Raw genomic sequence first — 14,030 nt, forward strand, 5'->3', positions numbered from 1 at the left:
AGTACTCGGAGACATCCATGACCCTCGTCCCGTTCGAACTGCTCGAGTGGCTGCACAAGCGGGGAACCACCGCCACGTTCAGCCTGGCCGACAGCGGTTGTCGGCCGATCCGCGTGCGCGAACTGGTCGACGACGAACAGGCCCTGAGCCGACTCCTCGACAGCGAGCTGAGCTACCCGCCGACGTGCGGCACGGACCACCTGCGCGCACAGATCGCCCACTGGCACGCCGGGAGCACCGACCACGCGTCGGAGGTCATCGTCACCGTCGGGGCGGCCGAGGCCAACACGATCGCCGTCGACACCCTCGTCCGCCCCGGGGACCATGTGGTGACGATGTCACCGGGCTATCGCCAGGTCTGGGGTGCGGCCCGGAACCGTGGCGCCGACGTCGACGACGTCCCCCTGGACCCGGAGCGCGGCTGGCGACCCGACATCGACGCCCTGGCCCGCGCGGTCCGCCCGAACACCCGGGCCATCGTGCTGACGACCCCCAACAACCCGGCGGGAACCGTCCTGACCGAGGAGGAAATCCGGGCGATCGTCTCCGTCGCCGACCGGGTCGGTGCCTGGATCCTCTCGGACGAGGTCCACCGCGGCACCGAATTTCACACCGACGAGCTCAGCCCCAGCCTCTGGGGCCGCTACGACCGCGTCGTGTGCGTCGGCAGCCTCTCCAAGGCGTTCGGCATGCAGGGACTGCGCCTCGGTTGGCTGATCGCGCCGCCCGCGCTCCTCACGGAGCTCCGCCAACGGCACGAGTACGCCACCCTCTCCGCAGCCGGGACATCGATGGCGCTGGCAGAACTGGCGCTCGAACCGCCCACCTGCGCCCGGCTACTCGACCGCTACCGCGGCTTCCTGCGCGAGAGCTGGACCCAGATGCAACAGTGGATCGACTCCCATGACCACCTGCTCTCGGTCGTGCCGCCCCAGGCCACCTCCCTGGCATTCGTCCGCTACCACCTTGACCTGCCCAGCACCGACGTCGCCGAGGCCCTCTACGCCCGCGGCAAGGTGCTGGTCGCCGCCGGGGCCCACTTCGGCACCGAGCACCACCTGCGGTTCACCCACGGGCAGGAACCGGCCCAGCTGGCCGCAGCACTGGAGAAGACCTCGCACGTCCTGAAGGAACTGAGCGCGTGAACCCTACGAAACTGTCCCTGATCGACGCCGAGGAACTGGCGCGCCGCCTGCCCATGCCACAAGCGATCGCCGCGGTGGACCACGCCCTGCGCGCCGGGCTGGACCCCGAAACGGACATCCCGCGCACCGTACTCGACGTCCAGGCGGGCCAGCTCCTGTTGATGCCCGGCACATCGTCCTCGTACATCGGGGTGAAGATCGCCGCGGTCGTGCCCGACAACCCCGCCCGCGGCCTGCCGCGCATCGTTGCCTCCTACCTCCTCATGGATGCGGCCACGCTCTGCCCGATAGCCCTGATCGACGGCTCCGCCCTCACCCTGCTGCGGACGCCCGCGGTCTCCGCCGTGGCCGTGGACCACCTGGCGGCCGCAGACGCCGAACGGCTCATCGTCTTCGGAGCCGGACCGCAGGCGTGGGGCCATGTGGAGGCGATCAGGGCCGTTCGCCCCATCACGTCGGTCGGAGTCGTCGCGCGCCGTCCGGAGCAGGCGGCCGAACTGGTCGAGCGCTGCCGGTCGACGGGGCTGCCCGCGGAGGCCGTCCCCCCGCAGGCCGTGGCGACCGCCGACGTGGTCGCCTGCTGTACGACGGCAAGGACGCCGCTGTTCCCCTCCGCGGCGGTCGCCGACCACGCGGTCGTCGTGGCGATGGGAGCGCACGAACCGACGGCCCGCGAGGTGGACGACGCCCTCGTCGCCCGCGCCACCGTCGTCGTCGAGGCGCGCAGCGCTGCGCTGCGGGAGGCGGGCGACCTGCTGATCCCCCTGCGCTCGGGCACCATCGACACCGGGGTAATCGCGGGCAACCTGTCCGAACTCGTGCGCGGAGCCGTCGACATCGCGCCCGGGCGGCCGAAGCTGTTCAAGGGCACGGGCATGGCGTGGCAGGACCTGGTGGTGGCCGCTGCCGCCGTCGAGAAGTTCCCGTGAGCGCGCGGAGATGACCGGAACCTGACGGCGTCCCCGACCATCGGGTCGGCCTGAACCCTGCCGACATCTCTGCTGACAAGGACCTTCTGTGGCTGATGCACTCTCCCTCGTCGACGACTGGGGCCCCGAGAAGATCGTCGTCGTCTCCCACCGGCGCACCGGCATGAAGGGTGTCCTGGTCATCGACAACACCGCCCGGGGTATGGGCAAGGGCGGTACCCGGATGAGCCCCACCGTGACCGTCAGCGACGTGGCCCGCCTGGCCCGCGTCATGACGTGGAAGTGGGCCGGCGTCGACCTCTTCTACGGCGGTGCCAAAGCCGGCATCGTCGCCGACCCCGCCTCCCGAGACAAGGAGGCGATCCTGCGCGCGTTCGCCCGTGCGCTGTCCAACGAGGTCCCCCGCGAGTACGTGATGGGCCTGGACATGGGGCTGACCGAGAGCGACGCCGCCATCATCCAGGACGAACTCGGTGACCGCGGCGCCGCCGTCGGCACCCCCGAACATCTCGGCGGCGTGGCCTATGACGAACTCGGCGTCACCGGCTACGGCGTCGCCGAGGCAGCCGACGCCGCGACCCGGTACCTGGGACTGCCCCTGGCCGGTTCCCGCGTCGCCATCCAAGGCTTCGGCGCCGTCGGCAGCGCGGCCGCCCGGCGTTTCGCGGAACTCGGCGCCACCGTCGTAGCAGTCTCCACAGCCCACGGCGCCCTGCACGACCCGACCGGCCTCGCCGTCGCGGACCTCCTGGCGGCCCGCGACGAGCACGGTGACCACTTCGTCGCCCGCCACCACCACGGCACCCCCCTGCCCTCCGGCAGCGAACTCACCGTGGACTGTGACATCCTCGTGCCCGCGGCCCTGGAGGACGTCATCCGTCGCACCACCGCGGAGCGCGTCAAGGCCCGGCTCGTCGTCGAAGGCGCGAATCTGCCCACGTCCCCCGAGGCCCGAAGCCTTCTCGCCGAGCGCGGCATCACCGTGGTCCCCGACTTCATCGCCAACGCCGGAGGTATCATCGCCGCCGCCTTCGCCATGGACGCCCGCTACTCCGGCTTCCGTCCCGACACTGCCACCATCTTCGAAACGATCTCGACCAGGCTGCGCGCCAACACGGTCACCGTCCTCGACGAAGCCCGGCGGCGGGAGACCACCCCGCACACCGCGGGCCTCAGCCTCGCCGAAGAACGCGTCCGCACCGCGATGCGGAGCAAGGGACGGATTCCTCTCGCCTGAGCACCGCTGTCCGCCGATGCCGCCGGGTCTGGCCGCGGGGACCCCGCGGAATCCGTTGCGCCGTCCCTCCGCCCCGCAAGCCGGCGAATTCCAGGGGTCGTCGCAACACGTGATCACTGATGTGTGGTGGCGACTAGTTTGGACAGGCGCTCGGGGCGATGGTGAATGCCTGGTGGGCGGCCATTTCTGGGCCCTGGTCCCAGGTCAGGGAACGCCGTAGGTGTGCCGGAAGAGTGTTGACCGTCTCGATCAGGGCGTCGCGGGTGTTCGGCGCGGTGTGGTCGGTGGGGAGGTGGACCGGCATCACGTAGCGCGTGGTGCGTTCCACGAGTGTGCCGATCGCCGACTTGCTCTCCGTGCCGACGATGAGGTCGCCCTCCCGATGACCGGGGACGGCCCGGTCATCGGCCTCGGCCGGGCGGTCGCTGATCATCACCATGTTCTTGATCGCACGGGGCTGGCGCTTGGCGGACTGGCGGTGAGGGCGCCGGCGGGCTCGTCCGGTCCGCAGGGCCTTGGTGAGTTCGCGGCGGAGTTCTCCGCGTCCCTGGACGTAAAGGGCCTGGTAGATCGTTTCGTGGGTCACGTGCATCTCCGGCCGGTCGGGGAAGCGTGTCCGCAGAGCCTGGCAGATCTGCTCAGGGCTCCACCGCATCACGAGGTGGTCCTGGACGAAGTCCCGCAGCTCCGGGTTCTGGCCGATCTTCCCGGGTTTGGGCCGGGGCCGGCGCGCATCCGCACGGGACTGGGCCGCGTAGGGCCGGTAGACCCATCGAGAGCTGCCCTTGCGCACGAGCATGCCGTTGCGGCGGATCTCCCGGCTGACCGTCGAAGGGCTGCGGCCCAGCTCGGCCGCGACGGCCCGGACGGTGGCCTTCTCCCGCAGCCGGTCAGCTATGTGGAAGCGCTCATCCTCGCGCAGGTATCGCGACGAGGTGGACCGTGGCGTCCGCGGAGCATGCGCGGGCGCCACGGTCCGGTTGGGACCCGTCCTGCCGTTCCGCCATTCACGGCCGGTCCTCAGGTTGATCCCGATGACCCGGCAGGCTTCCTTGTTCGAGTACCCCAACTGCATGAGGCGGAAGTATTCCTCCCGCTCCCGGCGCAGCTTCTTACGCCCCCGGTTGACCGTTCGGTCCCGGATCTCGAAGTCCATCGCATCCCCTGAGCTGGGGTGTTGCGACAACCACTAGAACTCAAGTATCCGGGAGTGGGGGCCTTGTCGTGCGGGACGGTGGCCTACCTGCGGACGGGGGAGCCGGGGTCGATGTCGTGCCGTGGAGGCGGGCATGCGGGAGACCGGGGTGGATCAGACGAAGGTCATGCTGATCTGCTCGCCCTGAACGGTCCAGTTCATGCTGGCGTTGGAGCTGTTGCAGCCTTCGACGTTGACGATGCGGGTGCGGGGGTAGTCGCTGCGCAGGCACATACCGGGGTAGGCGGACTGGGAGATCAGTCCGCCGCCGATGTTCCAGAGCATGCTGCCGTTGGAGGCGTTGCAGCCTTCGACGTTGACGATGCGGGTGCGCGGGTAGTCGCTGCGCAGGCACATGCCCGGGTGGGCGGACTGGGATATCAGCGTGCCGTTGACGGTCCAGCGCTGGCGCGAGTCCGAGGGGTTGCAGCCTTCGACATTGATGATCCGGGTGCGCGGATAGTCGCTGCTGAGACACATGACACCGGCGGTCGGTCCCGCGGCGGCGCGAGTGCCGTCGGCCGCGACGGCGGAGGACGGGAGGACAAGGGAGGTCAGGGCGAGGAGGGCGGGTAACAGAAGTCTGAGCGCGGTTCTGGTCATGGGAGAACCCTTCGCGGTCGGCGGACACCGGCCGGGAGATGGCTGCCCTCCCGACTGGGCGTCCGGATGATGTTGGCCCTGGAACAGTCCCCGCATCGGCGATGCCTTATGCGTCGCACGCGTCACGGGGATCTCGCGCGGTGACGGTGATCTCTGTGACGGCGGACCGGCGGACGGGGCCCGCGGTGGCGCGGCTCCCATCCCCTCCCGCTGCCGTGCGCCCGGCGCTCAGACGCTCGACACCATGGCCGGTTCCGGCTCGCTGTCGGCGGCGGGGTGCCGCCGCGCCGGCCGCCACCCACCAGCTGCCGTCGCCGTCGACCGTTCTCCCGTACGGCGTCGCGGACGATCCGGGGCAGCGCGGCTACGGCGACCCTGTCCCCCCCCCGGCCGCCGCGTCCGCCCCGCCCTCCCGCCGTACGGGCCGCCGTCGTGCGCCGCGGCCCGTACGACAGTACGAAGCGGCCTGGGGCAGGACCCCGCTGTCCGCCGTCTTCTTGTACTCCACGACCACCGGAGCGCCATTCTCGTCCAAGCCCAGGGTGTCGATCCGCCCCCGGTGCCACGGCCCCGTCGGGTACTCCGACGCCAGGAAACGGATGCCGAGCATCATCTCCATGTTGCCCCCGACCCGGCGATGCAGCTCCGCCTCCAGCGCCACCGTCTAACCCCGAAGCTCGATATCCCGGCCGCCGGCATCCTGCCTGAACGTCATCAAGTCGGCCATCGGCACCCCCCTTCCACGATCAGTACAAGGCAAGCAATCGAAACCGGTGAAGAGGTATTCCGGGTCGGGGAGGAACTGCCTCCTGGGATGGTGCGCCACACTCGCCCAGCATGAGGCACGGTGACGAGAGCCCTGATGGTGCGGCAGCGACAAGTTCGGAGGCCGCCTCTCAGCAACGCGGCCCCTGTCGGAGACGGTTGGAACACCTATGGTCGCGTTTCCGCAGAGAGTGGGACCGGCCGCTGAAGGCACTGTGGAAGACGTACAACCCGCGCTGTAGCTCTTCTTGGCACCTCCGGTGGCCAGCCGGTGGCCGGATGCCTTGGGACGACGTAACACGAGGCCGCACAGGCAAACAAGCTGTATGTGCTCTGATCAGGCAGAACAGCACCAGCCAGCACGACGAAGCAGCACGCGACATGATCGCTCACGGTCTCGCAATGCGTAGGTCCGGCCACGTGATGAGGTGCTTGATGTGGCCACCACAAAGTTGGGACTGCGTCACGGGTCAGGCGCCATACGGACTGAAACAGCGCCTGACCACGTGCTTCGCGGGCTCGGCGCGCCCGGTGATCGCCTACTACCGTCCGTCGAGTAGCCCGCCAGGCCCGTCAGTACGCGTAGAAGCCCGCGCCCGTCTTGCGGCCCAGCCGCCCCGCGTCCACCATCCGCTGGAGCAGCGGGGGAGCGGCGTACAGCGCTTCCTTGTACTCGGCGTACATCGAGTCCGCGACCGACGCCACCGTGTCCAGGCCGATCAGGTCGGCGAGCTTGAGCGGGCCCATCGGGTGGGCGCAGCCCAGTTCCATGCCGTTGTCGATGTCCTCACGGCTGGCGATCCCCGACTCGAACATCCGGACGGCGGAGAGCAGGTACGGGATCAGCAGGGCGTTCACCACGAAGCCCGAGCGGTCCTGGGCGCGGATCGCGTGCTTGCCCAGCACCTTCCCGACCACGGCCTCGGCGCGGCGCAGCGTCTCGTCGGACGTCGTCAGGGCGGGGATCAGCTCGACCAGCTTCTGCACCGGGGCCGGGTTGAAGAAGTGGATACCGATGACCTGGTCGGGGCGCGAGGTCGCGACGGCCAGCCTGACCAGCGGGATGGAGGAGGTGTTGGAGGCCAGGATCGCGTCGGGCCGGGTCACGACCTGGTCGAGCACCTGGAAGATCTCCGTCTTGACCTTTTCGTTCTCCACGACGGCCTCGATGACGAGGTCGCGGTCGGCGAACTCCCCGAGGTCGGTGGTGAAGCTGAGCCGGCCGAGGGTCGCGTCCCGCTCCGCCGGGGTGATCTTGCCGCGTTCCGCGGCCTTGGCGAGCGAACTGTGCAGGCGGGTCCTGCCGATCTCCAGGGCCTCGCCGGTCGTCTCGGCGACCCTCACCTCCAGGCCGCTGCGGGCGGCGACCTCGGCGATGCCTGCGCCCATCTGGCCGCAGCCCACCACTCCCACGCGGGCGATATCGGTCAGGGTGTCGGTCACATCGTGCCTTTCGCTGGTCCGCGGTGATCCGCGCAGGTCGGTGCGGGATCGGTGGCGGATGGGTCCCGGGTCGGTGGTTCCGGCAGGTCGCCCGGGTGATCCCGGCGGCCCGCCCCGGACCGAGACGTTACTCCGCGCGGGTGTGTGGACGCCGTGCCGGGGCGGGCATGCTCAGCCCGTACGGCGGCCCGCTCCCCACCACGGCGGGCACCTCACCCCCCACGGCAAGGGACGGAAGCCAGATGCGGCACACCCCACGCGACATCCCACGCGACACTCCACCACTCACCTCCCACCTCGGCACCTTCGGCAGACGGGGATTCATGGCGGCCACGGCGGCGCTGATGACCACGATGCTCACCTCCTCGGACGCGCTCGCGGGCGGGCCTGTGGGTCCCGACGGGCGGTACCGTTACGCGCGCCGGGACCTGCGCGGGGTGTGGGTCGCCACCGTCACGAACCGCGACTGGCCCTCCAAACCGGGGCTCACCGCCGCCCAGCAGCGCGCCGAACTGATCGCGCATCTGGACACGGCCGTCACCCGCAAGTTGAACGCCGTCGTCTTCCAGGTCAGGCCCACGGCCGACGCCCTGTGGCCCTCGCCGTACGAGCCCTGGTCGCAGTACCTCACCGGGACCCAGGGCAAGGACCCGGGCTGGGATCCGCTGGGCACGGCGGTGCGCGAGGCGCACGCGCGCGGTCTGGAGCTGCACGCCTGGTTCAACCCGTACCGCGTCGCCATGCACACCGACCCGTCGAAGCTCTCCGCGAAGCACCCGGCCCGGGTGCACCCCGACTGGGTGCTGCCGTACGGCGGGAAGCTGTACTACAACCCGGGCCTCCCGGAGGTCAGGGCCTTCGTGCAGGACGCCATGCTGGACGCCGTGCGGCGCTACGACATCGACGCCGTGCACTGGGACGACTACTTCTACCCCTATCCCGTCGCGGGCCAGGTGTTCGAGGACGACGAGGCGTACGCGCGGTACGGCGCCGGCTTCAAGGACAAGGCGGCGTGGCGGCGGGACAACACGGACCGGCTGGTGCGCGAGACCGGCGCGAAGATCAAGAAGCTCAAGAAGGGCGTACGGTTCGGCATCAGCCCGTTCGGCGTGTGGCGCAACGCGGCCACCGATCCGCTGGGCTCCGACACCCGGGCGGGTGTGCAGACGTACGACGACCTGCACGCGGACACCCGGAAGTGGGTGAAGGAGGGCTGGATCGACTACATCGCCCCCCAGCTGTACTGGAACATCGGCTTCGCCGCCGCCGACTACGCGAAGCTGGTGCGCTGGTGGGACGGTGTCGTACGGGGCACAGGCGTCGGCCTCTACATCGGCGAGGCGCTCTACAAGGCCGGCGACCCGGCGCAGCCCGCCCCCTGGCAGGACCCGGCGGAGCTGTCCCGCCACCTCACGCTGGCGAAGGACTTCCCGGGGGTGGGCGGCCACTGCTTCTTCGCGGCGAAGGAGGTCCGCTCCGACCCGATCGGCGCGATGACCCGGCTCGTGACGGACCACTACGGCAAGCGGTCGAGGCTGTTGGGGTGAGGGGGCGGGCGGCGTGAGGGGGCGGGTGGTCAACCGCGGGCGTCCGCGCGTTGGGTGACGGCGATGCAGACCAGGACCGCGAGTGCTGCCGCGACGGCCGCCGGGGGGAGGTGTTCGCCGAGGAGGAGCACGGCCCAGACCAGGGTGAGGAGGGGTTGGGCGAGCTGGAGTTGGCTGGCCCGGGCTATGCCGATCGACGCCATGCCCCGGTACCAGACGTACAGGCCGAAGAAGGTCGAGACCGAGGCCACCCAGACGACCCCGATCACGCCGTGGGGCGAGAGGTGCACCGGCTCGAAGGACAGGGCGGTCGCCGCGCCCGCCACCGAGAGCGGCAGGCAGCCGATCAGCGCCCAGCCGATCACCTGCCAGCCGGGCATCTCCCGGGCCAGCCGCCCGCCTTCGGTGTAGCCGGCCGCGCACACCAGCAGCGCGCCGAAGAGGTACAGGTCGCCGGAGGAGAGGGTGCCGCCGCTCTGCTGGACCGCGAAGGTGAGGACCACGGCCGCGCCCGCGACGGCGGCCCACCAGAACGCGCGGGACGGGCGGCGTCCTGTCCGCAGGGTCGCGAAGGCCGCCGTGGTCAGCGGCAGCAGTCCGACCACCACGGCCGCGTGCGCGCTGGTGGAGGTCTCCAGGGCCAGGGTCGTCAGCAGCGGGAAGCCGGCCACGACCCCGCCCGCGACCACCGCGAGACCGGCCCAGTGCCGTCGCGCGGGCACCGGGACACGCAGGGCGAGCAGGAAACCGCCCGCGAGGAGCGCGGCGAGGGTGCTGCGGACGGCGACCAGGGACCAGGGGCCGAAGCTCTCCAGGCCCCACGCCGTGGAGGGGAAGGTGAGGGAGAAGGCGAGGACGCCCAGCACAGCGAGGAGGGTGCCGGAGCGGGTGGAGGGGGTGGGGAGGGGCGTGCCGCCCACCGCTATCGATGTGCCTGTAGTAGCGCTATCCTGTGCCGTCATGCAAGAGCGTAGCAGTGTGCGGGAACTGGCCGATCTCCTGCGTGACGAGCTGAACCGCTACCCGCCGGGTGGAAAGCTGCCGTCGAGCCGCGCCTTGGTCGAGCGTCATCACGTCTCCCCGGTGACCATCTCGCGCGCCCTCGCCCGGCTCGCGGCGGAAGGGCTTGTCGTCACCCGGCCGGGCGCCGGCGCCTTCCGGGCCGCCGCACGGCCGACCGCCCCGCCCGCCGGTGACACCTCATGGCAGGAGGTCACGCTGAGCGCCGACGACCGGGCCGAACTGGTCCCCCGGGCGGTCGACGCCTCGGCCGTCCTGGTCACCCTCGCCGCGCCGCCGCCCGGTGTCGTGGAGTTCAACGGCGGCTATCTGCACCCCTCCCTCCAGCCCGAACAGGCCATGGGCGCCGCCCTGGCACGGGCGGGCCGCCGCCCCGGCGCCTGGGGACGGCCGCCCGTCGAGGGCCTTCCGGAACTGCGCGAGTGGTTCGCCCGCTCGGTCGGGGACCGTTGTACGGCCGCCGAAGTGCTGGTCACGGCGGGCGGCCAGAGCGCCCTCACGACCGCGGTACGGGCTCTCGCGCCGCCCGGCGCCCCCGTCCTGGTCGAATCGCCCACCTACCCCGGCATGCTCGCCATCGCCCGCGCCGCCGGACTGCGGCCGGTGCCCGTGCCGGTGGACTCCGACGGCGTAAGGACCGAGCTGCTCGCCGAGGCCTTCCGGGCCACCGGGGCCCGGGTGTTCATCTGCCAGCCGCTTTTCCAGAACCCCACCGGGGCCGTGCTAACGCCGGAGCGCCGGCCCCAGGTGCTCAGGATCGCCCAGGAGGCCGGCGCGTTCGTCGTGGAGGACGACTTCGCGCGGCGGCTGGTCCACGAGGACGCGGGCCCGCTGCCCGCGCCGCTCGCCGCCGACGACCCGGACGGCGTGGTCGTCCACGTCAGTTCCCTGACCAAGGCGGCCTCGGCGAGCCTGCGGGTCGGCATGCTGGCGGCCCGGGGCCCCGTCCTGGAACGGCTGCGCGCCATCCACGTCGTCGACACCTTCTTCGTACCGCGCCCCCTCCAGGAAGCCGCCCTGGAACTCGTCGGATCCGCCGCCTGGAGCCGGCACCTGAGGGCCCTCGCGGGGGCGTTGAAGACCCGCAGGGACACCATGGCCGCCGCCCTGCGCCGGGAGCTGCCCGAGCTGGCCGTACCGCACCTGCCCGCGGGCGGGCACCACCTCTGGGTCCGGCTCCCCGACGGGACCGACGAGCCGGCCGTCGTCTCCGCCGCCCTGCGCGCCGGGGTGGCCGTCACCCCGGGCCGCCCGTACTTCAGCGCCGAGGCACCGGCCGCGCGGCTGCGGCTGAGCTTCGCCGCGGTGGCGGGTCCCGCGGAGATCCACGAAGGGGTACGGAGGCTCCGTACCGCCTGTGACGAGGCACTCGGGGCTGTCCGGGCCTGACGGTGGGAGGGCGGCGGGAGGGCGGCGGGGCGCCGGCCGGAGGGGGAGCGGACCGCATATGTCATCCCCATATCCCGAAGCGTTTCTCCACCCGCCTTCGACTGACTCTTGACCAGGTCGCCGTTCGGATCCACGATCACGGCCATGAGTGTTCGGGTCACCTTGGTCGCCGCCGCGCGCAGCTCGGACCTGTTCGACGAGCGCTTCGACGAGGACCGCCCTCTGGACCGGATCGGCTGGCACGAGATCCAGCTCGTGGCGCACAGCCTGGTGCCGCTGGCCGCCGCCGATCTCCGCTACTGCTCACCCACCCCGCGCAGCCGTGCCACCGGCGACGCGCTGGGCTACGCGCCGATGGCGCAGCCCGCTCTGCGGGACTGCGACATGGGCCGCTGGCGCGGGCTCACCTTCGCCGAGGCGGCGGCCCGCGAACCGGCCGCCGTCGACGCCTGGCTGGCCGACCCCCGGGCCGCCCCGCACGGCGGCGAACCGCTGCTGGCCTTCATCTCCCGGGTGGGCGGATGGCTGGACACCCGGCCCGCGCAGGACATCACGGCGATCGTGGCGGTGGCGGAACCGGCGGTCGTACGGGCGGCGGTCGTCTACGCGCTGAACGCACCGCCCCGTACGTACTGGTACCTGGACGTCCGCCCGCTCTCCACCGTCACCCTCACCGGCGCCCCCGGCCGCTGGAACCTCCGCCTGGACGCGGGCCCGTGACCTGACACGGTCCGGTGACGTACGGGCGGCCGCCGCCCCGCGCCCCGGCTCCTCCGGTCAGGCCGCGCCCAGCGTCTCCAGGATCTGCTCCCCGTACTTCGCCAGCTTGTTCTCACCCACCCCGTTGACCGTGCCCAGCTCCGCCAGCGTCGACGGGGACAGCACCGCGATCTCCCGCAGCGTCGCGTCGTGGAAGATCACATACGCGGGCACGCCCTGCTCCTTCGCCGAGGCGGCGCGCCAGGCACGCAGCGACTCGAACACCGGCACCGCCTCGGCCGGCAGGTCCACCGGAGCCGCGCGGTTCCTGGCCGTCTTCTCCGCCCGAGCCGGGCGCGGCGCGCTCTCGGGCTCCCGCCGCAGGACGACGGGCCGCCGCCCACCCAGCACCTCCGCGCTGTCGTCCGTGAGCGTCAGCGTCCCGTACTCGCCCTCGACCGCGACGAGGCCCTGCGCCAGCATCTGCCGGGCCACACCGCGCCATTCCGCCTCGCGCAGCTCGGTGCCGATGCCGAAGACGCTCAGCGCGTCATGGTCGAACTGGATGACCTTCGCCGTCTTCTTGCCCAGCAGGATGTCGGTGATCTGCCCGGCGCCGAACTTCTGGTTGCGCTCCCGCTTGAGCCGTACCACCGTCGAGAGGAACTTCTGCACGGGCACCGTGCCGTCCCAGGACTCCGCCGGGGTCAGGCACGTGTCGCAGTTCCCGCACGCGGTGCTCTTCTGGCCGAAGTACGCCAGCAGGCGCACCCGGCGGCACTCGACCGTCTCGCACAGCGCGAGCATCGCGTCGACGTGCTCGCCCAGCCGCCGCCGGTGCGCGTCGTCGCCCTCCGAGGTCTCGATCATCTTCCGCTGCTGGACGACGTCCTGGAGCCCGTACGCCAGCCACGCCGTGGACGGCAGCCCGTCACGCCCGGCGCGGCCGGTCTCCTGGTAGTACCCCTCGACCGACTTGGGCAGGTCGAGGTGGGCCACGAACCGTACGTCCGGCTTGTCGATGCCCATGCCGAACGCGATCGTCGCCACCATCACCAGCCCGTCCTCCCGCAGGAAGCGCGACTGGTTCGCGGCGCGCGTCCTGGAGTCCAGGCCCGCGTGGTACGGCAGCGCGTTGACGCCGTTCTTCACCAGGAACTCGGCGGTCTTCTCGACCGACGCGCGCGACAGGCAGTAGACGATCCCCGCGTCCCCGGGGTGCTCGGCGCGCAGCAGCTGCAACAGCTGCTTCTTCGGGTCGTTCTTCGGCGCGATGCGGTACTGGATGTTGGGCCGGTCGAAGCTCGCGACGAAGTGCCGCGCGTCCTGGAGCTTGAGCCGGGACGCGATCTCCGAGTGCGTGGCCTCCGTGGCGGTCGCGGTGAGCGCGATGCGCGGCACGTCCGGCCAGCGCTCGTGCAGCGCGGACAGCGCGAGGTAGTCGGGGCGGAAGTCGTGGCCCCACTGGGCCACGCAGTGCGCCTCGTCGATCGCGAACAGCGAGATCGTGCCGCGCTCCAGCAGCCGTACCGTCGCCTCCACGCGCAGGCGCTCCGGCGCCAGATAGAGGAGGTCCAGCTCTCCGGCCAGGAACTCCGCCTCCACCAGGCGCCGTTCGTCCATGTCCTGCGTCGAGTTCAGGAACCCGGCCCGCACCCCGAGCGCCCGCAGCGCGTCGACCTGGTCCTGCATGAGCGCGATGAGCGGCGACACCACGACACCGACCCCTTTGCGGACCAGCGCGGGAATCTGGTAGCAGAGCGACTTGCCCCCGCCGGTCGGCATCAGCACGAGCGCGTCACCGCCGTCGACCACATGGTCGATGATCTCCTGCTGGCTCCCGCGGAAGGAGTCGTAGCCGAAGACGCGGTGCAGCACCCGCAGGGCGTCGCTCGTCCCCGCGTCGCTGATCTCAGGGCCGCCGACCTCAAGGAGGGGGCCGATGTCGGAACCGGTGCCGGGAGTGCTCATTCGCCGAGTCTACGAGGATTGCCGGCCGCGCTTCCCGGCCTGTGGACAACTCCGGCCCGCACCTGTGGACAACTGCCGGGATTGAGC

11 protein-coding genes and 1 pseudogene are annotated in these 14,030 nt (G+C 71.4%); 6 read left to right on the top strand and 6 right to left on the bottom strand.

Annotation, left to right across the window (positions count from 1 at the left end; translation table 11 throughout):
- Window positions 1–17 precede the first annotated feature (17 nt).
- From OG349_RS29390 to OG349_RS29400, 3 genes are all read left to right on the top strand, one after another.
- On the top strand, window positions 18–1,145 hold the full coding sequence (locus OG349_RS29390; protein WP_327237456.1) for an aminotransferase class I/II-fold pyridoxal phosphate-dependent enzyme: 1,128 nt from the start codon (window positions 18–20) through the stop codon (window positions 1,143–1,145).
- Entirely contained in the window at window positions 1,142–2,074 is a 933-nt protein-coding gene (locus OG349_RS29395; protein WP_327237457.1) for an ornithine cyclodeaminase family protein, read from the top strand. Before OG349_RS29390 ends, OG349_RS29395 begins: the two co-directional genes overlap by 4 nt.
- A gap of 88 nt (window positions 2,075–2,162) precedes the next feature.
- On the top strand, window positions 2,163–3,311 hold the full coding sequence (locus OG349_RS29400; protein WP_327237458.1) for a Glu/Leu/Phe/Val family dehydrogenase: 1,149 nt from the start codon (window positions 2,163–2,165) through the stop codon (window positions 3,309–3,311).
- A gap of 154 nt (window positions 3,312–3,465) precedes the next feature.
- Here OG349_RS29400 and OG349_RS29405 read toward each other — a convergent pair.
- The 4 genes and pseudogenes from OG349_RS29405 to OG349_RS29420 all read right to left on the bottom strand — a co-directional run.
- Window positions 3,466–4,467: pseudogene (locus OG349_RS29405) on the bottom strand (IS30 family transposase); the annotation flags it as partial.
- Window positions 4,468–4,620: 153 nt separating this feature from the next.
- Window positions 4,621–5,109, bottom strand: a complete 489-nt coding sequence (locus tag OG349_RS29410) for a ricin-type beta-trefoil lectin domain protein (RefSeq protein ID WP_327237459.1) — start codon at window positions 5,107–5,109, stop codon at window positions 4,621–4,623.
- A gap of 364 nt (window positions 5,110–5,473) precedes the next feature.
- Complete coding sequence (locus OG349_RS29415; protein ID WP_442806334.1) at window positions 5,474–5,770, bottom strand: hypothetical protein; 297 nt, start codon at window positions 5,768–5,770, stop codon at window positions 5,474–5,476.
- A gap of 677 nt (window positions 5,771–6,447) precedes the next feature.
- On the bottom strand, window positions 6,448–7,305 hold the full coding sequence (locus OG349_RS29420; RefSeq protein ID WP_327238777.1) for a 3-hydroxybutyryl-CoA dehydrogenase: 858 nt from the start codon (window positions 7,303–7,305) through the stop codon (window positions 6,448–6,450).
- Between the two features lie 335 nt (window positions 7,306–7,640).
- Here OG349_RS29420 and OG349_RS29425 point away from each other — a divergent pair, with 335 nt between their 5' ends.
- On the top strand, window positions 7,641–8,864 hold the full coding sequence (locus OG349_RS29425) for a glycoside hydrolase family 10 protein (RefSeq protein WP_442806432.1): 1,224 nt from the start codon (window positions 7,641–7,643) through the stop codon (window positions 8,862–8,864).
- 29 nt (window positions 8,865–8,893) lie between these two features.
- Here OG349_RS29425 and OG349_RS29430 read toward each other — a convergent pair whose 3' ends face one another.
- The gene (locus OG349_RS29430; RefSeq protein ID WP_327237460.1) at window positions 8,894–9,826 is read right to left on the bottom strand and encodes a DMT family transporter; all 933 of its coding nucleotides are present in this window, start codon (window positions 9,824–9,826) and stop codon (window positions 8,894–8,896) included.
- On the opposite strand from OG349_RS29430, the gene OG349_RS29435 reads away from it, so the two are divergent.
- Together OG349_RS29435 and OG349_RS29440 are read left to right on the top strand one after the other, a co-directional pair.
- Complete coding sequence (locus OG349_RS29435) at window positions 9,825–11,273, top strand: aminotransferase-like domain-containing protein (RefSeq protein WP_327237461.1); 1,449 nt, start codon at window positions 9,825–9,827, stop codon at window positions 11,271–11,273. The genes OG349_RS29430 and OG349_RS29435 overlap by 2 nt on opposite strands.
- Before the next feature lie 144 nt (window positions 11,274–11,417).
- Window positions 11,418–11,993, top strand: coding sequence for a histidine phosphatase family protein (locus tag OG349_RS29440; protein WP_327237462.1), 576 nt, complete (start codon window positions 11,418–11,420; stop codon window positions 11,991–11,993).
- 57 nt (window positions 11,994–12,050) lie between these two features.
- Here OG349_RS29440 and recQ read toward each other — a convergent pair whose 3' ends face one another.
- A complete protein-coding gene (gene recQ, locus OG349_RS29445; protein WP_327237463.1) occupies window positions 12,051–13,943 on the bottom strand; it encodes a DNA helicase RecQ in 1,893 nt (630 codons plus the stop codon).
- Between the last annotated feature and the right edge of the window lie 87 nt (window positions 13,944–14,030).

Origin of the sequence: Streptomyces sp. NBC_01317 (assembly GCF_035961655.1) — a bacterium.
In the GTDB taxonomy this organism is placed as follows: Bacteria; Actinomycetota; Actinomycetes; order Streptomycetales; family Streptomycetaceae; genus Streptomyces.